Annotated in this window: 19 protein-coding genes, 2 pseudogenes and 1 riboswitch; of the genes and pseudogenes, 16 read left to right on the top strand and 5 right to left on the bottom strand. The window is 47.7% G+C overall.

The window, feature by feature from the left end:
* Positions 1-23 precede the first annotated feature (23 nt).
* The 3 genes from GLV97_RS00880 to cidR all read right to left on the bottom strand — a co-directional run bounded on the left by GLV97_RS00880 (position 24) and on the right by cidR (position 2,026).
* Positions 24-395: a hypothetical protein gene (locus GLV97_RS00880; RefSeq protein WP_160837932.1), complete on the bottom strand. Its 372-nt coding sequence runs from the start codon at positions 393-395 to the stop codon at positions 24-26.
* Positions 370-924, bottom strand: coding sequence for an acyl-CoA thioesterase (locus GLV97_RS00875; RefSeq protein WP_160837934.1), 555 nt, complete (start codon positions 922-924; stop codon positions 370-372). The genes GLV97_RS00880 and GLV97_RS00875 overlap by 26 nt, the downstream gene beginning before the upstream one ends.
* 211 nt (positions 925-1,135) lie before the next feature.
* The gene (gene cidR / locus GLV97_RS00870) at positions 1,136-2,026 is read right to left on the bottom strand and encodes a cidABC operon transcriptional activator CidR (protein WP_160837936.1); all 891 of its coding nucleotides are present in this window, start codon (positions 2,024-2,026) and stop codon (positions 1,136-1,138) included.
* 153 nt (positions 2,027-2,179) lie between these two features.
* Here cidR and GLV97_RS00865 point away from each other — a divergent pair, with 153 nt between their 5' ends.
* From GLV97_RS00865 to GLV97_RS00805, 14 genes and pseudogenes are all read left to right on the top strand, one after another.
* Positions 2,180-3,109 carry an aldo/keto reductase gene (locus GLV97_RS00865; protein WP_160888732.1) on the top strand — a complete coding sequence of 310 codons (930 nt, stop codon included), beginning with the start codon at positions 2,180-2,182 and terminating at the stop codon, positions 3,107-3,109.
* A 93-nt stretch (positions 3,110-3,202) separates the two neighbouring features.
* Entirely contained in the window at positions 3,203-3,547 is a 345-nt protein-coding gene (locus tag GLV97_RS00860; protein WP_160837939.1) for a VOC family protein, read from the top strand.
* A 383-nt stretch (positions 3,548-3,930) separates the two neighbouring features.
* Positions 3,931-7,884 carry a cell wall-binding repeat-containing protein gene (locus GLV97_RS00855; RefSeq protein ID WP_160888731.1) on the top strand — a complete coding sequence of 1,318 codons (3,954 nt, stop codon included), beginning with the start codon at positions 3,931-3,933 and terminating at the stop codon, positions 7,882-7,884.
* Positions 7,885-7,977: 93 nt separating this feature from the next.
* A complete protein-coding gene (locus tag GLV97_RS00850; protein ID WP_160888730.1) occupies positions 7,978-10,455 on the top strand; it encodes a cell wall-binding repeat-containing protein in 2,478 nt (825 codons plus the stop codon).
* A gap of 120 nt (positions 10,456-10,575) precedes the next feature.
* A riboswitch (SAM riboswitch) is annotated at positions 10,576-10,680 on the top strand.
* 86 nt (positions 10,681-10,766) lie between these two features.
* On the top strand, positions 10,767-12,176 hold the full coding sequence (mmuP, locus tag GLV97_RS00845; RefSeq protein ID WP_160888729.1) for an S-methylmethionine permease: 1,410 nt from the start codon (positions 10,767-10,769) through the stop codon (positions 12,174-12,176).
* Entirely contained in the window at positions 12,142-13,089 is a 948-nt protein-coding gene (gene mmuM / locus GLV97_RS00840; RefSeq protein ID WP_160888728.1) for a homocysteine S-methyltransferase, read from the top strand. The genes mmuP and mmuM overlap by 35 nt, the downstream gene beginning before the upstream one ends.
* Positions 13,090-13,212: 123 nt before the next feature.
* Positions 13,213-15,090 carry an LTA synthase family protein gene (locus GLV97_RS00835; RefSeq protein WP_160888727.1) on the top strand — a complete coding sequence of 626 codons (1,878 nt, stop codon included), beginning with the start codon at positions 13,213-13,215 and terminating at the stop codon, positions 15,088-15,090.
* A 298-nt stretch (positions 15,091-15,388) separates the two neighbouring features.
* Positions 15,389-16,570 (top strand): poly-gamma-glutamate synthase PgsB, encoded by a 1,182-nt coding sequence (gene pgsB / locus GLV97_RS00830; RefSeq protein ID WP_160837951.1) that lies wholly within the window; start codon positions 15,389-15,391, stop codon positions 16,568-16,570.
* A gap of 19 nt (positions 16,571-16,589) precedes the next feature.
* Complete coding sequence (gene pgsC / locus GLV97_RS00825; RefSeq protein WP_160837953.1) at positions 16,590-17,039, top strand: poly-gamma-glutamate biosynthesis protein PgsC; 450 nt, start codon at positions 16,590-16,592, stop codon at positions 17,037-17,039.
* A 12-nt stretch (positions 17,040-17,051) separates the two neighbouring features.
* Positions 17,052-18,209, top strand: coding sequence for a CapA family protein (locus GLV97_RS00820; protein WP_160888726.1), 1,158 nt, complete (start codon positions 17,052-17,054; stop codon positions 18,207-18,209).
* A gap of 44 nt (positions 18,210-18,253) precedes the next feature.
* On the top strand, positions 18,254-18,631 hold the full coding sequence (locus tag GLV97_RS00815; RefSeq protein WP_160837957.1) for a hypothetical protein: 378 nt from the start codon (positions 18,254-18,256) through the stop codon (positions 18,629-18,631).
* A gap of 200 nt (positions 18,632-18,831) precedes the next feature.
* Positions 18,832-20,475, top strand: coding sequence for a gamma-glutamyltransferase family protein (locus tag GLV97_RS00810; protein WP_160888725.1), 1,644 nt, complete (start codon positions 18,832-18,834; stop codon positions 20,473-20,475).
* 83 nt (positions 20,476-20,558) lie between these two features.
* Positions 20,559-20,990 (top strand): annotated as a pseudogene (locus tag GLV97_RS20305) (C40 family peptidase); the annotation flags it as partial.
* 51 nt (positions 20,991-21,041) lie between these two features.
* Positions 21,042-22,166: pseudogene (locus GLV97_RS00805) on the top strand (C40 family peptidase); the annotation flags it as partial.
* 3 nt (positions 22,167-22,169) lie between these two features.
* Here GLV97_RS00805 and GLV97_RS00800 read toward each other — a convergent pair.
* Complete coding sequence (locus GLV97_RS00800) at positions 22,170-22,487, bottom strand: VanZ family protein (RefSeq protein ID WP_160888724.1); 318 nt, start codon at positions 22,485-22,487, stop codon at positions 22,170-22,172.
* 231 nt (positions 22,488-22,718) lie between these two features.
* On the opposite strand from GLV97_RS00800, the gene GLV97_RS00795 reads away from it, so the two are divergent.
* Positions 22,719-23,660: an LCP family protein gene (locus GLV97_RS00795; RefSeq protein ID WP_160888723.1), complete on the top strand. Its 942-nt coding sequence runs from the start codon at positions 22,719-22,721 to the stop codon at positions 23,658-23,660.
* Positions 23,661-23,891: 231 nt separating this feature from the next.
* Here the strand turns inward: GLV97_RS00795 and GLV97_RS00790 are convergent, their stop codons facing one another.
* Complete coding sequence (locus GLV97_RS00790; protein WP_160888722.1) at positions 23,892-25,619, bottom strand: ABC transporter ATP-binding protein; 1,728 nt, start codon at positions 25,617-25,619, stop codon at positions 23,892-23,894.
* A gap of 155 nt (positions 25,620-25,774) precedes the next feature.
* Between GLV97_RS00790 and GLV97_RS00785 the strand changes: the two genes are divergently transcribed.
* Positions 25,775-26,728, top strand: a complete 954-nt coding sequence (locus GLV97_RS00785) for a hypothetical protein (protein WP_160888721.1) — start codon at positions 25,775-25,777, stop codon at positions 26,726-26,728.
* The last annotated feature ends 252 nt before the right edge of the window (positions 26,729-26,980 follow it).

Raw genomic sequence — 26,980 nt, 5'->3', positions numbered from 1 at the left:
CTGAAACCCCGGGGATTTTTTTATTACTTCATAATGGTTGATCCGCGCAGCAGCTCGGGTTTAGCCCCTAAAATGAGGAGAAACAGCTTGGCGTCCCCGACTTCCCGGTGCTTGTTGAGGAATTCCTGGACGACGGGGAAGTCCTCATGGTTTTTCAACTGATTCACCTCCTGCTGATAGACAGAGAGAATCGATCCTTTAATAAATTCAGGACGGCAGGCGTCGAGCTCTTCTTCCATTAAGAGAGCGCCCATATATCCATATTTGATCTGGAGCTGCCGTGTGAAACTGACCACATGGTTTAAAATGGCGTAAACGTCCGGATAGCGGGTGCGGATGTCCTGGATATCTTCTTTTGCCTCATAGAGCTCACCCAAGCTTGCTAATTTCATCATGTTCATCCACTCCTTTTTCCCATGGTTTCTCCAACCCAATGATTCTTGTTAATTCAGCACTGTGATCGCGGCGGAAACGGCGGCGCTTGGCCCTTTCCTCTCCGGATTGATAGAGGAACTTCTCTTCTTCGGTTTCCGGGATGACCTTTGGAACCTTCACGGCCCGTTTGTTTTCATCAAGGGCTACAAACGTCAAGAAGGCGGTGGCAGCCATCCGCCGTTCTCCGGTAATCATATCCTCGGCAATGACCTTACAGAAAATCTCCATCGATTTATTGCCTGTATAAGAAACAAAGGATTCTACACAAACCGAATCTGTCTGATGGATGGGGTGAAGAAAATCGATGGAGTCTGTAGACGCCGTCACACATTCTTTCACCCGGGCGTGCCTTCTAGCCGAAAGGGTGGCGTTGTTATCGAGTTTTTTCATCAGCACCCCCCCGAACAATGTATTGTAGTTATTCAAGTCGTTAATCATCACTTGGTCTGTATTGATTACAAGACTTTCCTTCGCTCGTTTACCTGTCATTTCTTCCGACTTCCTTTCTGTAAATAAAATCATTTCGAAGCGCTTATTCGTAAAGACATGTCCCTACAAAAAGGAGAACACCATCAGTGTAAGCCTGAATAATCAGAAAGTGAAATAGCAATCCGGCATCCCTGCGATAGACATTGTCTATGGAAATGCTTACACCCAGTCAAAAATGGCATGAAAAAATCAGCTTGGAAGTCCAAGCTGATTAATCTTCAATGCTGCTCATGCGGTTTTGGGTATAGGTGAGCCACTCTTTGGCGGCAAAGGATATGTATTGATCTTTCGGCCAGATGATCGCTAGTTCCCACGCGATGGAAGGCTGGGTGATCTTGATTCTTCGGACGTTGTCATTCAGCAGCTGAGAGACGCTTTTAGGCAGCAGGGATATCCCGAAGTTGGAAGCCACCATTTTTCCGATAAAGTTCCATTGGGAGCTTTCCGACACAATCTTCGGAAGAAAACCGGCTTCCTGACAGGCGGTGGAAATCCGGTCATTCAACACGAAGTCCTTGTTGAACAGGATGAAGGATTCCTCTTTTAATTCAGCTAACTCGATTTCCTCGAGGTCAGCCAGTGGGTGGTCCGGGTGGAGCACAACCTCCAACGCTTCATTCAACAGGAAAAAGTAATGGAAACGCTCTTCATCCGTCGGCAGCACCGTGATCCCGACATCCAGTTCCTCCTGGAGAATCTGTTCCTCAATTTTTTTTGCACCACTCTCGACAAGCTGAAAGGTAATGTGCGGGTATTGTTTGTGGAAACTCCCAAGGGTCTGGATGAATTCCTCGGCGTCCATAATCGGAGGCAGACCGATACGCAGATGCCCCTTCTGCAGACCGAGAAGGTCGTCCAGCTGGGTCGTCAGGTTCTGGAAAGCTTTATCAATCGTTTTTGCCTGGGTGAGAATGAGCCGGCCGGCGTCGGTAAGGACAACTTTTTTCCTCCGCCGCTCAAAAAGCTCGACACCGAGATCGTTTTCGAGGTTTTTGATCATTTTGCTGATGGTCGGCTGGGAAATATAGAGGTGTTCGGCTGCTTTCGTAAAGCTCTGGAAGTTTGCGACTTCAATGAAATACTGCAGGTGGCGGATGTCCATGAATGAGAACTCTCCTTTGGAGGGTATTTTTTTCATCATAAAGGAGGAGCTTCCAGACATCAATAACCGGCCCGAAGTTGAATTCCACCTGTTTTTGAATCCCTAAATTGTGGTAAACATCGAAAAGGATGAATTTTAGAAGGAGATGAGAAAATGGATAACAAAACAAAACTCGGTAAATCAGATTTGTATGTCAATCCCATCGGCCTTGGTACAAATGCCGTCGGAGGGCACAACCTTTACCCGAACCTTGATGAGGAAGCCGGGAAGGACGTCGTCCGGACAGCACTGAACCACGGCATGAATTTTCTCGATACGGCCTTTATTTACGGACCGAAACGTTCAGAGGAGCTTGTCGGACAGGTGATGAGCGAATATAAACGTGATGATATCATCCTTGCGACGAAAGGTGCTCATAAATTTAAAGGAGAAGATGTTGTGTTCAACAACTCTCCAGCTTTCTTAAAGCAGTCTGTTGAAGACAGTCTGCAGCGTCTGCAGACCGATTATATCGACCTGTACTACATTCATTTCCCGGATGAGGATACACCGAAGGATGAAGCGGTCGGTGCCCTTAAAGAACTGAGGGATCAAGGGAAGATACGATCCATCGGCGTTTCCAACTTCTCTGTTGACCAGTTGAAGGAAGCCGACAAAGATGGATACGTGGATGTCATTCAAAGTGAGTATAATCTGTTCAAGCGTGGTGCGGAGGAGGATATGCTGCCATACACAGCGGATAATCAAATCAGCTTTGTTCCGTACTTCCCGTTTGCTTCCGGCCTGTTAGCTGGTAAGTATGATAAAAACACGACGTTCAACGACCTGCGGGCAGAAAACCCATTGTTCCAGGGAGAAGAGTTCAAAAAGAATCTGGATAAGGTTGAAAAACTTCGTCCGATCGCTGAGGAAAAAGGCGTGGATATTCCGCATATTGTCCTGGCGTGGTATTTGAATCAGCCGTCCATCGATGCGGTTATCCCCGGTGCCAAACGTACCCAGCAGGTCGTCGATAATCTGAAAACGCTGGATGTGAAGTTGAGCGATCAGGAAATCTCCAAAATCGATCAGATTTTCTCTTAAAAGCCTGCCTTTGTGCAGGCTTTTTTTCTTCGTGGAGGGAATAAGAAAGGGGGAAGGGGCCATCCTGGAAATAGAAAAGGAAAGAGGTGGAGGATGAAGATTCTTGGATACAGGTATGTAGATGTTTCTGAACACAGCGAGGCAATGGTGGATTTTTTTCAGAACAAACTGGGCATCGAAAATGCTTGGGAGGATACGGAAGAATACCGCGGCGGTATTTTTAAGGCCGGAGAAAGCTGGCTCGAGTTCTGGCACAAAAATGAGTGTATGATGCCTGTGAAAATGCTGCAGCTGGTCGTGGATGACGCGGATGCTTTTGCGGAACATGCAAGAGAGCAGGGGGTTGAGGTTCACGGCCCTATAGAAGAGCACGGGGAAAAGATGTACTCGACAACCGCTCCTGACGGGATGCCTGTGACCATCTTATCCTCTTTATAAAAACAAAAGCCTTTGTTAATCAGTTAGAGTTCCATTTGTCGTGTAAAGGTTCACATTCCGCTTATCGGCGGATGCTTGCCGCGGGCACGCCCTCAGCTCGCTTGTCCAGGATGCTTGAGCGATCGTCTACGGAAAGGGAAGGGGCTTACGCTCCTGATGGTAAGAAAGAAAAAAACTTGCAAAGAAACAGGGGTTTCTCTACAAGCTGAAAAGCCCGGCTGATACGCCGGGCTTTTGTTGTGGACAGGTATCTATTCTCTTTATTGTAAACGGATACATATTATTTGTCTAATATTAATACTATTTACACAAATCAAACAATGAATGCTTTATAATGGGGGATGTTGGTGTATCGTGTCATTAAATATCGGGGAGGACCACAAATGAAAAAGAAAGGCCTCGTCAAAGGGGTTCGTTTAGTTGTTGTAAGTTCTATGGTGCTGGGGATGTTTGCCGGACCCGCTTATAATGTCAAAGCGGAAGCACCTGCAGCAGATACGCTGTTGTTTTCGGAATATGTAGAAGGCGGTTCCTACAATAAAGCGCTGGAACTGTACAATGGGACGGAAAAGGATATAGACCTTAGTCCGTTTACGCTTGATAACCATAATGGTGGTTCCAAAGATCCTGCCTATTCCTTCGAGCTGAAAGGCACACTGGCTGCCGGTGAAACCTATGTCATCGCGAATGAGAAAGCGTCACCGGATATTCTCGACGTGGCGGATGAAATAACCAAGGATCAGACGATGGGCTTCAATGGTAATGACACACTTGTTCTTAAAAAAGATGGGGTGGTCGTTGACTCCATCGGACAAGTCGGGTTGAGTGATGATTTTGCGAAAGACGTTACACTCACCCGGAAAACGGATCAGCTGACTGGAGATACCGATCTATCAGACAGTGTTGATGTAGACGCTTCGTACAACAGCCACGCCAAAGATACCTTCTCTTACTTAGGAAAATACCCGGACCTATCAGATGTTGATGTAAGCACGATCAAGGATGCCCGGAGTGTGGAAGACGGGACGACGGTCAAAGTTCAGGGGATTGTGACAGCATCCTTTGTAGAGGGCGGACAAACCAACTTATACATACAGGATGATACGGGAGGAATTGTCGTCCGTGCCGCTGGTCTGGATGCTTCTATTGGGGATGAAGTGACGGCACAGGGCCCTTTTGGAGCGTATAACGGCCTGCAGCAGATTGCGACTAGTGCGGATCAGGTGACCGTAACGACTGAAGACAAAGGAATGCCGGCTGTCCAGCTTGTGACAAGCACTGATTTCTCTTCTGATCAGGGGGAAAGTGTTGAAAGTGAATATGTGCAGGTCCAGAACATTACGATTACGGATGTCAATCAGTATGGGGACTATACGGCTGAAGATGAGAATGGGACGTTCCTGATTTCTCCGAAAACCGACGTGGAGATGGAAGTCGGTCAAACGTATGAACTTGTCGAAGGGGTGGTTACATACGCATACGGTGATTACCGCCTTGTTCCAAGAGAAGAAGCCGACATCGTTGAAACCATTTTCTCAGTAGCTGCCAGCCCGTCCTCAGGCCGTGTAGTCGAAGGTTCAGAAATCGAACTTCGCACCGCCCAGCCGGATGCGTCGATTTACTACACGATGGATGGAAGTGAGCCGACAAAAGAAAGTACTGTCTATACTGGTCCTATCACACTGAAGGAAGATACCACGATTAAAGCAGTTGTGATCAAAGACAGTGGGGAAGTGAGTGAAACGGCGGATTTCTCCTACGAAGTGCTGGCACCGCTTGATCATGTAGATATTCATGATATCCAGGGGGCTGCTCATGAATCCCCTTATAAGGATATGAACGTGAAAAATGTCGACGGGGTGGTAACCGCTCTGGATGGAACCGATGGATTCTATATGCAGGACCAGGATCCTGACAGTGAAGTGGCAACCTCTGAAGGCATTTACGTGTATGCCGGAAATTCAGAAGTAAGCGTTGGAGATGCTGTCCACGTCAATGGTCAGGTGAAAGAATGGAGAGAAGACGGCTATGCTGATGCGGACGATCTTTTAACGACGCAGATCACGGCCTCAGCTGTTGAAATCACTGCCTCTGATCAGACGCTGCCGGATACGACGGTCATCGGCGAGGACCGCATCCAGCCGACGGAGAATATTGAGGATGACGGCTTGACAAGCTTTGATGCTGAAGAGGACGCGATTGACTTTTACGAAAGTCTGGAAGGCATGGTCGTTGAACTGAAAGATGCCACGGTCACTGGTCCGCCGAAGTACGATGAAGTGGCTGTTTATGTGGACAAAAGTGAAGATCAGCTTCTTACAGACGCCGACGGTCTGCTGATTTCCCCTGATGATTACAACCCGGAGCGCGTCCTTGTGGATATCGATGGATACGATGTTGATGTCACTGTAGGGGATCGAATGGACGGGTCGATCACCGGTGTCGTCGGATATGATTACAGCAATTTCAAAATCCGTACGACCGGAGAGTTCCCAACCGTTAAAGATGGCGGGACGGAACGTGAAACCTCTGACCTTCAGATCGAAGAGGATAAGCTGAATGTCGCCACGTACAATATGGAAAACTTCTCAGCGGAAACCTCCCAGGAAAAAGTGGACCGTATTGCCGAATCGATGGTGAACAACCTCAACCAGCCTGACATTATCGGACTTGTCGAAGTCCAGGATAATAACGGTCCAACCGATGATGGTACTGTCGAGGCTGACGAATCCTACAAGAAGCTGATCCAAGCGATTGAGGATGCCGGCGGGCCGACCTATGCGTTTACGGATATCGCCCCGTTGGATAAGACGGATGGTGGTCAGCCGGGAGGTAACATCCGTGTCGGATTCATCTACAACCCGGAGAGAGTGTCACTTCCTGACAAAGAAAAAGGTGACGCTGTAACAGCGGTGGATGTGGACAAAAACGGATTGACGCTGAACCCTGGGAGGATTGACCCGGAAAATGAAGCCTTCGATAATTCCCGTAAACCACTCGCGGCCGAATTCGAGTTCAATGGGGAGAAAGTCGTTGTCGTAACCAGCCACTTTAACTCCAAGGGCGGAGATGACGCCTTGTTCGGTGCCGGCCATCCCATTGAATTGGGCAGCGAAGTCCAGCGGATGAAGCAGGCGGAAGTCGTGAATGGCTTCGTCCAGAAAGTAGTCGATCAAGTCAGTGATGCAAACGTCGTCGTCATGGGTGATTTAAATGATTTTGAATTCTCCAGCCCCATCAATGCTCTTGAAGGCGATGTCATGACGAATATGGTGGAGCAGCTTCCTGCAGAAGAACGTTATTCCTACAACTATCAAGGAAACTCCCAGGTGCTGGACCACATATTAGTAACGAATAATCTGTCTGAGCGTACCGCTATCGACAGTGTGAATATTAATGCTGATTTCTCAGAAGAAGCAGGACGCGCCAGTGACCACGATCCCATGCTTGCACAGATTGATTTCACGGATACAGCAGAAAGGATCTCCGGCGTCGATCGTTACCAAACGGCCATTGAAGTTTCAAAGCAAGGCTGGGAGCAGTCGGAAACGGTCGTCATTGCACGCGGGGATTCATTCCCTGACGCCCTGGCCGGAGCCCCGCTTGCGTATAAGCTGGATGCCCCGATTCTCCTGACAAAATCTAATAAACTATCATCCGAAGTCAAAACAGAGTTGAACCGCCTGGGTGCGGAAAAAGCTGTCATTCTCGGCGGCGGCGGTGCCGTATCCGATTATGTCCGCTATCAGCTGGAAGGTCAGGGGCTTTCTGTTGAGCGTATTGACGGAAAAGACCGCTATGAGACGGCGGCCAACATTGCCGCCCGTCTTGATGGCAGCCCGGATAAAGCGATCGTAGCAGACGGAAGAAATTATCCGGATGCTCTGTCTGCGGCTTCCTATGCTGCTCAAAATGGATACCCGATCCTTCTGACTAAAACGAACGAATTACCTGATGAAACCAAGCGCGCCTTGAAAAGTATGGACAGTACGATTGTTACAGGTGGAACAAAAGCTGTCAGTGATGATGTTTTGAATCAGCTTCCCGACGCCATGCGCGTCAGTGGAGCCGACCGCTACGCCACAGCAGCGAAGATTGCCGGCGGACTTTCCAGAGATTCCAAGACGGCTTTCGTTTCTACAGGACGTGACTTTGCCGACGCTTTGACCGGTTCTGTACTTGCTGCAAAATACAATGCGCCTATGCTTTTAGTGAAGCCGGACGATATTCCGGAAAGTATTGATGAGGTCATCAATACGAAGGATTACCGTGACTTTCGTGTACTTGGTGGAACAAAAGCCGTAAGCGATGATGTACTGAATGATTTGCAGGACTAAAACGTTCCATCTATTCCTCCAGCACCGGATCTGCTCCGCTGAGGCAGGACAGGTCCGGCTGCCGGAGATTTATAAAAGGGGAGAGTGAAGAAAATGAAAAACCTGAATCTGAAAGTGTTGGCTACTGCCGCTGTTACAAGTGCCATTGCGCTGGGGACTCTGGCCATTCCCGGAGGGGAAGTGAAAGCTGCGGAAGGTGATTTTGACTTAACGATCATGCATACGAACGATACGCATGCCCACTTGGAGAACGTGCCGCGCCGTGTGACGATCATCGAGCAGATCCGTGCCGACCGTGACAACTCTATTCTTCTCGACGCCGGGGACGTGTTCTCAGGTACGCTTTTCTACAATCAGTACAAAGGACTTGCCGACGTCCAGTTCATGAATATGCTCGATTATGATGCAATGGTTCCAGGAAACCATGAATTTGATGACGGGCCGTCTGTGTTTGCTGATTTTATTGATCAAGCCGAATTCCCGATCGTCAGTGCCAACATTGACTACAGTCAGGATGAGCGCTTGAACGGACTGTTCAACGATGAAATCGGCATGCCTGGGGACAATGGAAATATCTATCCTGCTTCCGTCATCGATGTCGATGGTGAAAAAGTCGGGGTATTCGGTTTGACGACAGAAGAAACGAAGTTCCTTGCCAATCCCGGGGACACCATTGATTTCGAAAATTACCTCCAAAAGGCTGAAGATACAGTGAAGATGCTTGAAGGAGAAGGTGTCGATAAGATCGTCGCTCTGACTCACCTCGGTGTTAACTACGACAAAACGCTTGCTCAGAAAGTGGAAGGTGTAGATGTTGTCGTTGGATCTCACAGCCATACAAAGCTTGAGGAGCCGCTTGTCTATAACGAAGAGGGTGAGCCGACACTTGTCGTCCAGGCAGAAGAATACGGAAAATACATCGGTGATTTGGAAGTTTCCTTCGATGATGAAGGTGTTCTTACGGAATGGGACGGAAAACTCATTGATGTTGATGAAAAAGATGAAAACGAAGAATATGTGTATGAATCCGATGAAGAAGCAGCCGAACTGCTTGCTGAACTGGAGAAGCCTCTTGATGAACTCAAACAGGAGATTGTCGGGGATTCCGACGTCTTCCTTAATGGTGAGCGCGAAGATGTTCGTACGGGAGAAACCAATCTCGGGAACCTGATTGCTGACGGGATGCTGGCGAAAGCCAAACAGAAAGTCCCATCCACTTCGATCGCCATTCAGAACGGTGGAGGAATTCGTGCTTCCATTGATGAGGGACCGATTTCCATGGGAGAAGTCTTGACGACGATGCCTTTTGGCAATACGCTCGTAACCCTTGATTTAACCGGCGAACAGATATGGGACGCTCTTGAGAACGCAGTCAGCGATATTGAAAATACAGCCGGACGCTTTGCCCACGTATCAGGGTTGAAGTATACCTTTGACCGGTCCATGGAACCTGAAGACCGCATCGTCGATGTGAAAGTGAAAACAGATGCCGGGTATGAAGCGCTTGATATGGACAAGGAATACACAGTAGCGACGAATGCGTATATCGCTGATGGCGGTGACGGTTATGAAACATTCAAGGAAGCGAAAGATGCCGGGAAGATGACAGAATTATTCTTTGTAGACTATGAAGTGTTCAATGAATACCTGGAAGAGCAGGGCACGGTCTCTCCTGATGAAGAATCCCGCATCGTTGAGAAAGCGACGGAACGTGTGAGCGGAGAGGATCGTTACCAAACCGCCGTTGAGATTTCCAAAAAAGGCTGGGATTCTGCCGATACGGTCGTCATTGCACGTGGAGATGAGTTTGCGGATGCTCTTGCCGGTGCTCCTCTTGCCTATAAGGAAGATGCCCCGATTCTATTGACTAAATCTGGAAACCTGAACAGCGAAGTAGCTGCGGAAATCAAACGCCTCGGTGCTGAAAAAGCGATTATCCTTGGTGGAACCGGTGCTGTTTCTGAATACGTGAAGTACAAATTATCAGGAATGGGTGTCGATGTAGACCGGATTTCAGGGAAAACCCGCTTTGACACAGCAGCCAATATTGCCGCCCGTCTGGATGGAAATCCTGAAAATGTCATTGTAGCGGATGGCTTCAACTATCCGGATGCTCTTGCTGTGGCTCCTTATGCGGCGAAGGAAGGGTACCCGATTCTCCTTTCTAAAACAGATGAGCTTCCATCCATCACCAAAACAGCTCTTGGTGATTTCGATCAAAGTATCGTTGTAGGTGGAACGAATGCGATTTCTGAAGAGGTCGAAGCGATGCTTCCTGATGCGTCCCGTTACAGCGGGCATACACGCTATGAAACGGCCACTGCCATTGCCGAACAGCTGAGTGTCCAGGAAGGGAAGACCTTTATAGCCAACGGTCAGAATTTTGCTGATGCATTGGCCGGGTCTGTTCTGGCTGCTAAAGAAAAAGCATCCATGCTTCTCGTTAAGCCGGATGAGCTGCCGGAATCCACGAAAGAAACGATTGGAAAGCTTGAGATCAACAACTTCCAGGTTCTTGGCGGAACAAATGCTGTCAGCGATGAAGTGGCAGAACAATTGGAACAGAAATAAGCACATTAGTAAAAAGCCTCTGGTTATGAACCAGGGGCTTTTCATTTGGATGATAGGAAGGATAGAATATTGAAAATAAATTGACAATTATGGTTGAGACTAGTAGAGTAATAAAAAAATATCTTATCCAGAGAGGTGGAGGGACTGGCCCTTGGAAGCCTCAGCAGCAGGTCTGTGAAGATACTGTGCTAATTCCAGCGGGTGAACAATCCTGATCGATAAGAGACTTCCATCTATTATTTGTCAGTTGACGCACTCATTCAAGGGTGCGTTTTTTAATTGTTTGCCCACCATCACAAGGGGGGAGACGAATGGAACATCAGTTTAAACGAGAAATGAAGACGAGACACCTGGTGATGCTTTCACTGGGAGGAGTTATCGGTACGGGGCTGTTTTTAAGCTCAGGGTACACCATCCAGCAGGCCGGCCCGTTCGGGACGATCCTAGCCTATTTGATCGGTGCTTTGGTCGTGTATCTGGTTATGCTCTGCTTAGGAGAGCTGGCGGTTCATAACCCTGAAACAGGGGCTTTTCATACATACGCTCATAACTACATAGGGCCGGGGACAGGCTTTACCGTAGCATGGCTGTACTGGCTGACGTGGACGGTAGCTCTTGGGTCGGAATTCACTGCTGCCGGACTCTTGATGCAGCGATGGTTTCCCGATGTAAGTGTGTGGATTTGGAGTGCGTTGTTTGCCGCTCTTATTTTTGGATTGAATGCCTTCAGCGTGAAGTTTTTTGCTGAGGCAGAATTTTGGTTTTCCTCTGTCAAAGTGGCAGCCATTATCCTTTTTATCATCATCGGATTTGGGGCCGCCTTTGGGTGGATGCAGATGCCGGGGTCAGAACCGGCGCCCTTCTTTTCAAATCTTACGAGTGAAGGCTTGTTTCCAAATGGAATAACAGCCATTTTCATGACGATGCTTGCGGTCAATTTTGCTTTTTCCGGTACAGAATTGATCGGGATTGCAGCAGGGGAAACGAAGGATCCAGCAAAAAACATACCGACGGCAATTCGGACAACAGTGGCACGGCTGATCATTTTCTTCATTGGAACGATTGTCATTCTATCCATCTTCCTTCCCAGTGAGGCGGCGGGCGTTGTGGAAAGTCCGTTTGTAGCTGTCCTTGACCGCATCGGTATCCCTTATGCGGCTGATGTCATGAACTTTGTCATATTAACCGCTATCCTTTCCGCGGCCAACTCCGGATTATACGCATCGGCCCGGATGCTGTGGTCACTCGCGGACAAGGAAACCATCTCACCTGTGTTTGCGAAGCTGACAAAAAAGGGAGTTCCCTTGACAGCGATCCTCTTCAGTATGCTTGGCGGCGGTCTGGCGCTGCTTTCCAGTGTCATTGCCCCGGATACGGTTTATATCGTTCTGGTATCGATCTCAGGGCTGGCGGTTGTGGTCGTCTGGATGAGCATCAGCGCTTCGCACTTCCTTTTCCGTCGGGCGCACCGGCGTGCAGGAGGAGAGGATGGTGACTTATCCTACAAAGCTCCGTGGTACCCGGTGGTTCCGATTGCGGCATTCCTTCTATGCCTGGCCTCCTGCATCGGCATCGCTTTTGATCCGGCCCAGCGGATCGCCTTGTACTGCGGAGTTCCATTCATCGCCTTCTGCTATGCGGCTTATTATGTGAGAGAATCTATGAAAAAGAAAAGGGGAATAAAGCATGTCCAACAAACAAAATCGATCCAATCCCATTGAAGCCCTCCTGGAAAAACAATCGGTTGTTCTCCTGGATGGAGCTCTGGCAACAGAACTGGAATCCTACGGATGTGACCTTGATGATCCTTTATGGTCCGCGAAAGTGTTATTGGAAAAACCGGAAGCGATCAAAGCTGTCCATGCCTCCTACTACAGGGCTGGAGCAGACATCAGTATCACCGCCAGTTACCAGGCGACCATTGATGGTTTCGCTAAACGAGGGTTATCGGAAGAAGAGGCGGTCGCTCTTATTCGAAAAACGGTTACCCTGGCCGGTGAAGCACGGGATGTAGTGTGGAAGGAGAATCCAGAGAGGCCGAGGCCGCTTACAGCCGCTTCTGTCGGACCCTATGGTGCTTATTTAGCGGATGGCTCGGAATATACCGGTCATTACGGCGTCACGGATCAGGTTTTATATGATTTTCATCAACCAAGGATACAGGCGCTTGTTGAAGCCGGTGCTGACGTTTTAGCGGTTGAAACGCTGCCTTCTCTACAGGAAGCAAAGGTGATTGGTTCTATTTTGCAGGAGTATCCGTCCGCCACTGCATGGATTTCCTTTACATTAAAGGATGGTCAATCCATCAGTGAAGGAACTCCGCTTAAGGAGGTCGCTGAAGCATTGGAGGGCAGCAGGCAGGTGGCAGCGGTCGGGGTGAACTGTGCGCCGCTGGAGCATGCGGCTGAGGCTTTACAAGAGCTGGGGCGCTATTCGACCAAGCCGCTCATCGTCTATCCAAACTCAGGGGAAGATTATAATCCGGAAACGAAAACGTGGCATGGATCCACCAGCCGTCTTGATTTTCATGAGCAGTCCAGCATCTGGTACGAGTATGGGGCAAGGCTTATTGGTGGCTGCTGCAGAACGACGCCCGCTCATATAAAAAAGCTGGCGGAAATATGGAAATCATAAAGAGCAGCACGATTTGTTCAACCATCTTTTTAATTCATGCTGTTGCAGCGGCATGATTCTACCTTATTTACAAGAAGTTTACATAAACTTTACATTTGGGTAGAATAATAGAGAGGTGTTCATATGAAAGATTCGATAAAACATTTACTAAAAAGCTATTTCTTTTACTTTTTTATAATGATTTCCTTCAAGTTTATTATACTGAGGTATCTTCTGCTTCAGGATACGAGCATTTGGGCAGGGATCTGGTATGATGCTTCATTCATCCTGATCTTTATGGCTCTCATTGAGCTTGTCTTTAAACGGGGGAAAGTCATCGCTTATACGGTTCTTGATTTGTTCTTGTCGCTTCTGTTTATCGGCATGTTGATTTATGAACGATATTTCGGCACCGTGCCTACATATTATGACTTGTCCCAGCTGAACCAGGTTGGAAGTGTCAATGAAAGCATGTGGCTGCTCGTCAATGGCACTGATTTTCTATTTCTCGCAGATCTGCTTCTGCTTGCTGTCATTTGGATTGTGGGCAGGAAATGGACGTACCCGGCGAAACGGACCTCCAACTTTGCTATGTCTGTCTTTCTTATTGCAGGGCTTGTCATTGCCATATTCAACTTCCAAATGAACAAAGGGGAACCTATTCTTGACAGCGCGCTGTTTGCAAAGGAAAACGGATTGTTTACTACACAGTTTGTTCAGTATTACCAGGACCAGACCAACAGTGAAAAAGCCTTCGCCTTTTCCGGGGAGGATCAGAATGTGACCCAGCAGAAAATCGAGGAATTGAAGGGCAATTCCTATACCCCGATGAGCGGGCATGAACATTTCGGGGTGGCGGAAGACCGGAATTTGATTGTCGTCCAGATTGAATCGCTGCAGGACTTCGTCATCGGTGAGTCGATTGATGGGCAGGAAATTACACCGAATATTAATGAATGGCTGAATGAGAGTATGTACTTCACTGATGTGTATCAGCAGATTGGTTCAGGCAACACATCAGATGCTGAATTCCTTGTGAATACATCTCTTTATCCATTAGGTAAAAAAGCGACCACCGATCAAGTCGGCGGCATGGAGCTTCCGTCTCTGCCGAGAATGCTGGATGAGCAGTCGTATCATACCGTGACGATGCATGCGGACGAGGTGGAGTACTGGAACAGGGATGAACTTTATCCCGCCCTTGGATTTGATGATTATTACGACGATAAGTTCTACGGTGAGAAAGATATGGTTGGCTTCGGGCCGTCGGATGGCTGGTTTTATCACCGTTCGATGGGTGCAATCGATGAAATCAATGAGGAGTATGACAAGTTCTATGCTCATGTGCTGTCTTTAACGAGCCATACCCCATTTGAAATGCCTGATGACAAAGAAGGCCTGGATCTCCCTTCTGATTACGAAGGAACGTTAACAGGGAACTATCTCCAGTCCGTTCACTATGCGGATAAGGCCCTTGGGGAATTCTTTCAGGACTTAAAAGACCGCGGTCTCTGGGAAGAGTCGGTCATTGCCCTTTACGGGGACCACTCTGGGCTTCACGGTAAACTGCTGGAATCAGAGGACCAGGACCTTCTTGCGGATTTCCTGGGTGAGAGGTATTCGCTGTTGAACCGTTTTAATATTCCATTCATCGTGGGTGTTCCAGGCGAAAAAGATCTGATCGGAACGAATGATCATACCGGCGGGCAGATCGATATGATGCCGACGCTGCTGAATCTGCTGGGCGTGGAGCCGGAGTCCCTGTACTTTGGACATAACCTGCTTCATTACGAGAATAACCTGCTCGGCATGCGCTACTATGTTCCAACAAGCTCCTTCTTTAATAATGGAACCTTTTACATCGCCCAGAACAGCCGCTTCGATGCACGAATATTGAACATGAATACGAATGAACGGATTGAAGACACATACAAAGACCCAAATAACGCATTCGAAGAGGAAAGGGAAGACATTCTCCAATTGCTCCAATGGTCGGATGCCTACTTCGAAAGCCTGCGTTAAAATAAGAATGATAAAGAACCTTGTCCTTTATGGGATAAGGTTCTTTTTTTCTGTCGGGAATTGATAGAATAAAGAAATTTCGATGGAATGGTGGCCTTCTGTTTACAAATTGGAAGGATTTTGGTAGTTTATGAGTTGTGTCTTCTACGATTAGGTACATAGGACTATAATGAACAAAAATTGTTAAACTACCATTATATTTTCCGCTGTCCATGATAAAAGTATTGTCGAACGATGAGGCTTATTCTATAATTATCTAGTCTATTGAAGAAATATGTTTAAGAGGAAGTGAGCACATATGCTACTGATCCCTATTGTGCTGATCATCGTTCTTGCTGCTGGAATCTATGAATGGCAGCGTCATAAAAAGAACATCGATGCTCTGCCGATACGCGTCAACATCAACGGTGTACGTGGGAAATCCACAGTGACACGTCTTGTTACAGGGATTGTGAAAGAAGCAGGTTATAAAACGATTGGAAAAACAACAGGAACGTCTGCGCGGATGATTTTCTGGGATACGCCGGAAGAACAGCCGATCAAGCGGCGTCCGGAAGGCCCGAACATCAGGGAGCAGAGAATGGTTGTGAAGGAAGCCGCCGACCGAGGTGCGGAAGCCCTTGTCAGTGAGTGCATGGCTGTCAATCCTGATTACCAGATCACGTTCCAGGAAAAAATGCTCCAGGCCAATATCGGAGTCATTGTAAACGTTCTGGAAGACCACATGGATGTGCTGGGACCGACATTGGAGGAAGTGGCCGAGTCCTTTACCGCTACAATTCCATACAACGGTCATTTGATTGTGTCAGAAAGTCCGTATGTAGAAATGTTTAAAGAGATTGCAGAGAAACGAAACACCGAGGTGATTGTTGCGGATAACAGCAGAATTTCCGATTCGTTTTTACTGCAATTTGAATATATGGTATTTCCTGAAAACGCTTCGTTAGCATTAGGCGTCGCACAAGCCCTCGGCATTGATGAGGAAACCGCCTATAAAGGAATGCTGAACGCTCAGCCGGACCCGGGAGCTATGAGAATCCTTCCTATGGGAGATCAAGAAAAACCTTCTTACTTTGTCAATGGTTTTGCGGCGAATGACGCGGTTTCCACAATTAATATTTGGAAACGAGTGGAATTTCTCGGATATCCGACAGAAAATCCGATTGTCGTCATGAACTGCCGGGAGGATCGTGTCGATCGTACGGAACAGTTCGCCCGTGACGTTCTTCCTTACATTCCTACAGATACGCTCGTGTTGATCGGGGAGACGACCGAACCGATCGTTACAGCGGTGAACGAAGGGAAAATCAAAGTGGAAACCCTGCTTGATTTAGAAGGAAAGACGACGGAACAGATTATGGATGTCTTATCGGAAATGTTCACAGACCGCGTGATTTATGGAGTCGGAAATATTCACGGAGCTGCAGAACCGATGATTGAACGAATGCAGGATTATAAGATTCAAACAAGCGTCAGCTGACGAGGGGGAAACGAAGGAAATGTTTGGTTCGGATTTATATATATCCCTTGTGTTAGGGATCATTTTAAGCTTGATTTTTGCTGAGAAAACGGGTGTCCTGCCCGCAGGCCTTGTTGTACCGGGCTATCTGGCCCTGGTCTTTGACCAGCCGATTTTTATTGCGGTTGTCTTTTTTATCAGTTTACTCACGTATGTCATTGTTACATTTGGAGTCTCGAAGTTTACGATTTTGTACGGACGCAGAAAGTTTGCGGCGATGCTGAGTGTAGGGATTGTACTCAAGCTGCTGTTTGATTTCCTTTATCCGGTTGTTCCATTTGAAATTATGGAGTTCCGCGGCATCGGAGTTATTGTACCAGGGTTGATCGCTAATACGATGCAGAAGCAGGGCTTAGTTGTGACAACAGCAAGTACATTGCTGCTGAGCGGTCTGACTTTCTTGATCATGACGGTTTATTACCTGATTTAAGGTGGATATCACATGTCTAAACAATTAGATTTCAAAGAAAAACTGCTGAAGAGAATTAAACGTGATAAAAAGGCCACCCCGAAGCATGTATTCATTGCTTTGGTCGTGACTTTCCTGTTTATTGCGGGATTTGAAATGTTTTACACCCAGCCAGTCCCGGAAGCCGAATCCAAGGAAGATTCTGCTTTTAGTGCTTCATTCGTCGGCGATATGATGTTTGGCAGGCACGTGCTGGAGGTTACAGAAAATGAAGGGACCGACTTTCTTTTCGAAAATGTAGCCCCATATTTCCAGAATTCTGATTATGTGACAGGAAACTTTGAGAATGCTGTTACCCTTCAGGAGGAAGAGAATTACCAGAAGCTCGAAAAGTCCATTCATTTAAGTTCAGATGCTTCGCCTGTCCAATCACTGGCCAGGATGAACTTCACGAATGTCAACCTCGCCAACAACCACACGATGGACTTCGGGGAGCAGGGGATGATTGAAACGATGGCATCCCTTGATGAAGCCGGCCTTCCTTATGTTGGTGCAGGTCAGAACATTGAAGAAGCACAGGAGATTGATTATCAGGAAATCAAGGGTTTGAACGTAGCGACCCTTGGGTTTTCTGATGTGCCTGTATCCGGCTCAGAGGCTCTTCAATTCCGGGCTGGGGTTGCAGATGCAGACCCTGAACAATTCCTCCCTCTGGTACAGGAGGCGAGTGAAAACGCGGATATGGTCTTTGTCCACATCCACTGGGGAGCCGAGTACGATAACGAGCCTCACCCGAGGCAGCGGAAATTGGCGGAGGCGATTGTGGATGCAGGCGCAGATGTCATTATCGGCCACCACCCACACGTTCTGTCCCCTGTGGAAGTCTATAAGGACTCTGTGATTTTTTACAGTCTCGGAAACTTTATTTTTGACCAGGGGTGGTCCAGAACGCGTGACAGCGCGCTGGTCAATTACAACTTGATGAATGATGGTACAGGCCGCTTCGAAATCCTGCCTATGAGGATCAGGGAAGCGAGACCGGCCTTAACGACCAATCTTTATAACCAGAAGAAAATCTTTCTGCAGTTGACTCGTGGAGAGCCGGAGGAAAACTTCACAGAGGAGAACGGCAGATTAACAATAGAAGTGGATCATTCTTCCATTTTAGAGCAGAAAAATAACCGCCGGTAAATCTATACAGGCGTTCTTACATTTAAAAAGGAGTGCGTATGAAGATGAAAGTAGTTAAATCGGTGTTTCCATTTGTTTTGTTGATCGGAGCTATGTTTTTTATGACGGAGTATAAGCAGCTGGAAACATTGTCTGCTTCAGAGGCGTACCAGATTGATGTATTCCAGCAGGAAGCGGAGGCAGCTGCAGAAGAACAGACCGAATCATTGACGGCATCAGCCGAAACAAGTGCCGGCATGGAAAGCGTCCAGACGGAACAGCCGCAGACCGAAACTGCTGAAGAAAATAATTTTGCCGTCACAAGCGATGGAAGTATTGTACGCGTGTATAATGATTCCGGTGACCAGGTCTATCAAACGACGTTGACCGACTGGGAGCAGAACCGCGAGCAGTATTATGAAAAGTATAAGCTTGGGTCATGATTTTGGAGCACATTCTTAGGAATGTGCTCTTTTTCGAAAGCATAGTGCGTTTGTTGTTTGTAAGATTTTATCATATAATAGAAACCGTTCTGAAAATAATATGAATTTATGAAAATGTTATACAGACATAAAGAATCAGTGATTTACGAATACTATAAACCTTTGAATGACTCATTAGGATGAAAGGTGCGTCGGGATGGATGGAGAATAAAGGGTTATTTATTACCCTCTTTATCATTGTGGTTGTAGGAGTAGGTATCGTTTACTACAGCCAGGGGAAATTCGAGAGTGATGAAGTGGATTACGAAGTGGAGACAACAGACCCGATTGAAACGACAAATGGCTACGGGGTCAGTTCGACCCACCCGCTTGCGGTTCAGGTCGGTATGGAAGTTATGGAGAATGGAGGAAATGCAGTCGATGCAGCTGTTGCGGTTACCTATACCCTCGGTGTGGTGGAACCGTATGGCTCAGGTATCGGGGGCGGTGGAGAGATGCTCGTTCTTCCAAGTGGCGAGGAAACTCCGAAAAGTTATAACTATAAAGAAATCGCCCCGCCTTCCGGTGGCGATCCGCAGTACAACTTTGCCATTCCAGGTACGGTTAAAGGTATGGAAGCCATCCATGAAGACTATGGAACGACAGACATAGCGGAGTTGATTGACCCTGCTGTCCAATATGCCGAAGACGGTTTTAAAACGGATAAGCATTTGACCGACCGCCTCCAGGGAGCGGCCTACCGGATGAACATGAGCCAGCTTCAGAACTTTTACCCTGAGGGACAGCCTGTCGGGCCGAACCAGACCCTCAAACAGCCGGAACTTGCAGAAACGCTTCGTAAAATCCAGGAGCAGGGATCTTCCGTTCTTTATTCCGGCGAAATTGCGGAGCAGATTGCCGCAGAAGTCAATGGCGTGGAAGTCAGCGATTTCGGCGAATATGAAGTCGTAGAGAATGAACCGGTCCAGGGAGAGTTTGCCGGGTTTGATGTGTTTGCTTCTCCGCCTCCCCTTGCAGGGCCGACGACTATTCAGTCGCTGCAGATGGCTGAAATGCTCGATATAGAAAGCTCACAGGGAACCTCTTCGGATTTCATCCATTTAATCGGAGAGATTTCCAAGCGTACGTATGACGACCGGTTAAGTGAAATTGCCGATCCGGAATTTCATAACATTGAAACGGATAAAATCATGACCAAGGAATATTCCGAGGAAATGGCCTCCACGATTTCCATGGATAAACTATCGGAAAACTATGAAGTGGATGATTCCATTGCCGATATCGAAGATGATGATAACACGACCCACTTCGTCATTGTGGATAAAGACGGGATGGTTGTGACAGCTACTCACTCCTTGAGTAACTTCTTCGGATCTGGTAAAAATGTTGCCGGAATCTTCCTGAATGATACGATGCGGAACTTCAGTATGAACGGGTTGAAACCGAATGATAAAGAGCCTGGAAAACGCCCGCGCAGTTTTACGTCGCCGATGATTTTAACCAATGATGAGAAAAAAATCGGCATCGGTACGCCTGGAGGAAAACGGATCCCGCAGGTGCTGACACAGGTGCTGACCAGGAATATCTTATTCAATGAGCCGATAGAAGAGGCCATTGCATCTCCACGTTTTTACATCGAGGATGACAACATCTTTGTAGAAGAAGATTTCGACCCTGCTGTAAGGCAGGAACTGGAAGAACGAGGATATACCGTATACCTCGAAGACTCTGCTTTCTATTACGGCGGAGTGCAGGCGCTTGTGGTTGATGAAGTCAACAACACCATGTACGGCGGTAAGGATGACCGTCGTGATGGAGCCTGGCAGGTGAAAGACAGCGAATAATGTAAACAAATGAAGACTGCCGTCCGATATTAGGACTGCAGTCTTATTTTTTTGATTACATACTATCGAACAGAGGAGAAGTGATGGTGAGAGGATTTTATTATGGTGTGCTGATGTTGATGGTTTGTACGGTTTTATTAGGTGAAAAGCCTGTCTATGCCGCTGTGTCGTCCATTGTAGAAGAAGCTGAAAAGCATGTGGGTGTTCCTTATCAATACGGAGGTGAATCTCCTTCCGAAGGGTTCGACAGCTCAGGGTTCAGTCAGTATGTCTATCAGGAAGCCATTCAAATGGATCTACCGAGGACGGTCAGTGATCAAGCTGCGTCCGGGACAGCTGTCCAGAAGAGTGAGCTTAAAGCCGGAGACCTGCTTTTCTTCAGTAAGGATGAAACCAGCGGGGTGACGCACGTGGGTCTGTATGCGGGAGATCAGACGATGATCCATGCCTCTGCATCAAAAGGAATTGAGAAGATCAATTACGAAAACAGCAGCTATTGGTCTTCCCGGTATACAAAGGCGGTCCGGGTGAATGCGGAACCGGACGGGGCTTCGGTTTCAGCTTCCCATCCTGTTGCAGTGGAAGCCTTAACGCATGTAGGGGCGCCCTATGTCTATGGAGGAGAGCAGCCGGATGGTTTCGACAGTTCGGGATTTGTACAGTATGTCATTCAGCAAGTGCTGGATTTTGATATGCCGCGGACGTTATCCCAGCAGATCGGTATGGGAGAATCTGTGGACAGGGAAGCCCTTCAGGAAGGGGATATCCTTTTCTTCAGTAAGGATGGAAGTACGCCTTCCCACGCGGCGGTTTATGCCGGGCGTGATCAAATCGTCCATCCTACCTTGTCGAGTGGTGTGAAGGTTACGGCTTTTGAAGGGAGCAGCTATTGGAGCGGGAACTTCATGGAAGCCCGCAGAATTACAGAAGCTCCGAAAATTGCTGAGGACCACGACATTGTAGCAGAAGCATTGAAATACTTAGGCGTCCCTTATGTCTTTGGTGGAGAATCGCCGGAAACAGGCTTCGACTGCTCCGCTTTCACGCGGCATGTCTTTGAAAAAGCACGGCAGATCTTCCTGCCTCGCTCCACCGATCAGCAGTGGCAGGTCGGTGAAGACGTAGCCCTCGCTGATATTCAGCCGGGGGACGTCGTCTTTTTCAGTGATACGTACAGAGAAGGGATTTCTCATAATGGGATTTACGTCGGGGACGGGCAGTTCATTCATGCGTCCCGTTCGGAGCAGGTGACGATTTCCTATTTGTCTGAATCCTACTGGCAGGACAAATTCACCGGTGTAAAACGGTTTGACGGTCTGCAGATACCGAAGGAGCATCCGGTCGTCTCAGCAGCGACCCAGTTCATTGGAGAGGTGCCCTACCAATCCGGAGGCACGACACCGGAAGGATTTGATACGGCAGGCTTCGTTCAATACGCCTTCAAGCAGGGAGCTGGAATTTCTCTTCCACGCTATGCTGGTGATCAGTGGAATGAAGGAACGGAAGTATCGAAGGAAGATTTACAGCCTGGAGATATCGTCTTCTTCCAGGGCAGCTACTTGAATCCTTCGGTTTATATCGGAAACGGCCAGGTGGTCCATGTGACGTTGTCGGATGGTGTGAGAGTCACGAATATGCATACCAACAGCTACTGGGCTCCTAAATATTACGGTGCTAAAAGGATCAATTGAATGTTAGGAAGACCGCGCTTCCCTGCGCGGTCTTTTTTTATGGAACGAGGACAACTGCAGCTTCCCGTGGACCACGGCCATCATGATAAGGACACCGGTCCAGTCTTTAGCGATGTCGATCCAGGAAAAGGACCGGCCGGGAGTGAACCATTGGTGGCACTCATCTACGACCCCGTACATCATGCTGAATATACCGGCAGCGACACTTGTCCCTTGGGTCAATTTCCCATGAACGCACAAAGCTGTGATGATCAACCCATATAACAGGGCGAACTCTATCAAATGCATGGCTTCAAGACATGCCCCTAAGGTTACAGCCATATCAGGATCCACTCTTTCACTACTGCAATCGGGTAGCTGGACTGCAGCCATATGACAGCCATATATAGAAGGGGAAGAAGAATCACCGTCATTTTTTTAACCATAAGATCAACTCCTATAGCTGTCAGTTTCGGTGGAAAGCGGAAGTTTTATACAAAAATCAATTGTCATAATTGGTAGATTTTTTATATAATGGTTGTTAGATTGTTTGAAAAAATTGGAGGAACGAGAATGAGCCGCTTACAAGAAAAAAAGAAAAAGAGAGGCCGTTGGTGGAAGATTCCCCTGCTGTTTGTTAGTATCCTCATCGCAGCCGGGGGGATTTATCTGTTTACGGTCTATAATGGTGCCAAAGCGACGGTCGACAAAAAAATGAACGAGGAAGTCGCTTCCATTGATCATGAACTGACGGAAAAGAAAGTCCAGGATAAAGAGCCCTTGAATATTCTCCTGCTTGGAGTGGATGAACGGTCCAATGACTCCGGCCGGTCCGACGCTTTAATGGTGCTCTCCCTTGATCCGGATAACAACCGGAGTCAGATCGTCAGTATTCCAAGAGATACACGAACAGAGATGGTGGGGGAGTCCAGTCATAATGGCGAACAGGATAAAATCAACCACGCCTACGCTTTTGGCGGGACGGATATGGCGATTCAGACCGTGGAGAATTTCCTCGACATCGATCTGGATTATTATGTTCGGATGAATATGGAAGGCCTTGCTGAAATGGTGGATGCTGTCGGCGGCATTACTGTCCAGAACTCCCTTGACTGGCAGGGGAGCAACGGCTACCACTATAAAAAGGGGGAACTGAACCTGAATGGCGAAGAGACCCTCGGGTACGTCCGCATGAGATATGAGGATCCTCAAGGGGATGCTGGACGTAACGAACGTCAGCGCGATGTCATCCAAGGTGTGATTGAAAAAGGAGCAAGCTTCGGATCCGTGAATAAAATCGGGGACATGCTTGATGTGCTTGGTGGGAATGTCACGACCAATATGGAATTTACGGTTATGAAGGACCTGATGTTGAATTACGGCAGTGCCCGCAAGAACATGACAACCTATCAGATGACCGGAAGTGGTACAAGAATAGACGGCATTTATTATCTGCTGGTTTCCGATGATGAAGTCAATAAAGTCCGTTCACAAATTCAAGAATATCAATCTTAATAAAAGAATCCCTTCAAGGAGGCCGATGGTGTCACCATCGAATGCCCATCGTGGAATTAACGGCGTCTCATCTGAAAAGAGTGAGAATTTCAAAAAAGCAGATGGTATGGAATACTTTAATCCATACCATCTGTTTTTTTGAACTTTACTCATGGTGTCTGCCGCCGGTAAGGTCTCAGCAAACTTGGGAAGGAAGAGTTGAAACCAATATCTAAACAATACTGCTGAGAACTATCCTTCAATCCGCAGCTGCTGGCGGGCGAAATCCTGATAAAGAGCGTGTGTGGCGAAAAGCTCCTCGTGACTGCCGACACCTGTGACTTCGCCTTTTTCCAGAAAGACAATACGGTCGGCATCAACAATAGTCGATAACCGGTGCGCAATGACAAGCGTTGTCCGGCCCTTCATCAAATTCTTCAATGCGTGCTGAACGACAACTTCTGACTGACTATCCAGGCTGGAGGTGGCTTCATCAAGCATCAGAATCTCCGGATCCCTGAGCAGGGCGCGGGCGATAGCAATCCGCTGCCGCTGCCCTCCGGACAATTTGATCCCCCGTTCTCCGACTTCCGTTTCATATCCATGAGCCAGTTCATTGATAAACGGGTGGGCATACGCCATTTCAGCGGCCTGAATAACTCTGTCTCTCGGCACTTCGCCCTCAAGGCCGTAAGTAAGGTTCTCCATGATGGTGCCTGCGTAGATCGGGCTGTCCTGGGAGACATAGCCGAGTTTTTTCCGCCACGATTTCAAAGCATAGCGGCTGATCGATTCGTTTCCATATGAGATCTGACCGGACACAGGCTTGTAAAATTGCTCAATTAACGAGAACATCGTTGTTTTCCCGCTTCCACTTGGGCCGACGACCGCTGTCACCTGTCCTTTTTCAGCAGTGAAGGACACGTCCTTCAAGATCGGTTCATCCGGCTGATAGTGAAAGGAAATATGTTGGATCGACAAAGCCTGGTGGTCAGGAACGGCTGCTTTCCCTTGTTCAAGCTCCTCCTCATCCATATGAAGAATGGTCAGTACTTTTTCTGTCGCCCCGATCGTTTTTTGAAACTGGGTCACAAATACGACCATCTGGGTAATCGGCATGATGATCTGGAACAGGTAGATGAAAAAGGCTGCCAGTTCGCCGGCTGTCATGGCTCCGGAACTCACCCGAATGCCTCCGAATCCGATGATTAAAACGAGAACGACGATAATCAAGGAGGACACGAGAGGAGACATCAAAGCCTGAATGACCCCTTCACGTACGCCGAGGCGGTACAGCTTCCGGATATCCCTCCGTCCATTGTCCCATTCCATCGTCTCTGCGTTCGATGCTTTCACAAGCCTGATTTCAGAAATCACCCGCGTGAGGTGGGCGGAAAACCCGGCGGTCTCTGCCTGCAGGTTCCGTGATATTTCGGCCATTTTCCGTCCGACAGGGATCAGAAACAGCAGGGATAACGGAATAATGGAAAACATGACAAGGGTCAGAGGCCAGTCCAGGTAAAACAAAATAATGACAGCGCCAACGACGGAAATCACACCTGTAATAAAGCCGGTGAAATGCTCGGTAATCAAATTTTTTATGACACCCGTATCGTTGGTCATCCGGCTGACCGCATCCCCGGTTTCATGTTCATCATAATAACTGACGGGGAGCACCAGCAGTTTTTTCCACAATCGCTCCCGAAGCGAAGCAATGATGTGCTGCCCCACTTTAGCCAGTACATAAACCGAGACGCCGCCGGCCACAGCCTGGATAAAGAAGGCAGCAATGATGCCGATGATGACGGCTGTACTCAGCTCACTGACATCAAAGTTGTCGATCAGCCGGCTGGCAAGCAGGGGGATGGCAAGGCTGGCAATCGTAGTCAGGAGACTGAGCCCTATTCCGATGCTGAATAACAGCCTGGGTGGCTGGGTGGTGCGGATGAGGGTGATGAGTTGTTTCCATTTTGGCTGCATATCAAGGATTCCTTTCAAAACGTAGTCGGGATTGTTTCATTATAAACGAAAGAATGCTCATTTATAAAAAGGTTGCGTTTCTTTGGAAGGAATTTTATTCCTGAAGCGAGAATTATCGAATAATGGATATCAGTTCTGCCTGGAGGAGGAGTCATTTGAATAAGAAAACGGTTCTTATGGTTGTCGGTCTTTCATTTATTACGACGGTTGTCGTTTATTTGGCGATGATGTACATATTCTCCGGCTCTGCGGATCATGAAAGAGAAGGGTTCGTAAATGCAGCAGATTTTGGAGCTGTCGCCGGAGATGAAAACGATGATGCTGGGGCGATTCAAAAAGCTGTCGATTACAGTGCTGAGCATAACATCGGTACTGTGAAAGTGACAGGTGCAGAGCGTTACAGAGTAGCGGATGAGGTGGTTGTGAAGCAGGGAGTCGAGATAGAGTTTGGTCGGAATACCGTCGTTGAAGTTGTGGGGGATTTTACGGTTTTTACGTTGGAGAAGAATGCTTCGATGATCAATGGAGTCATAGAAATTTCGGATCCTTCCTTCCGTTCCAACGTCATTAGGCTGGATGGAGAAGAGCAGTTCTGGTCATGGGAGACTACGCAGGTGCAAGGGATGACTCTTATCAATACAAGCGGTGAAAATCTTGGGACAGGAATTCAAATCGCCGCGGATCAAACGAATGAGTATGTGAGTTTTGTGGATTTTGATTCAATCACCATTGTGGGATTCAACCGGGGCATTCACTTAACAGCAGCGCCTTCTGATGGAGAACCTAACTTTGTAAACGGAAACCGGTTTACGGATATGACGCTGGAAGATTGTGTGGAATGTATCGTTATGGAAGGAGCTGTAACCGTTCCTAATGAGGTATCCGGCAACCAGTTCACCAATATGCAGATCCAGCCGACTGAGAAAACGGAGTCGATCATGATCGTGTCGGGAACGAACAACTATTTTCAAGGCATGATCTGGGATGTTCAACTGCTTTCCAGCAATCAGCCGTTAACCCTGACCGATCAATCGAGCGGGAATACAATCAGGACGAATTTAGATGCCACCTATTTCCTGGATGATGGCACGGAAAACATCTATGAGTAATAAAACATACGGTAAGAGATCACCTGGTCCTCCCTTGATGGGATGAGCAGGTGTTTTTCTGTTTTTGTTCTCATTAAAGAACAAAAACAGAGATAATGGAAGATATAAACAGTAAAGAGCAGGTATATCCGTTTAATTAGGAATTTTTAAAAGAATTTGCCGATTTATAAATTATAAAGAATGAATTATAATCAAGCCAAGTATTCTTAATAGAGAACAAAAAGTTCGTTATCGAATGAAAGTAGGGAAAAG

Source organism: Halobacillus litoralis, assembly GCF_009856355.1.
Classification (GTDB): Bacteria; Bacillota; Bacilli; order Bacillales; family Halobacillaceae; genus Halobacillus; species Halobacillus litoralis_B.
The sequence above is the reverse complement of the archived record's forward strand: the minus strand, read 5'-3'. Positions and strand labels throughout refer to the sequence as shown.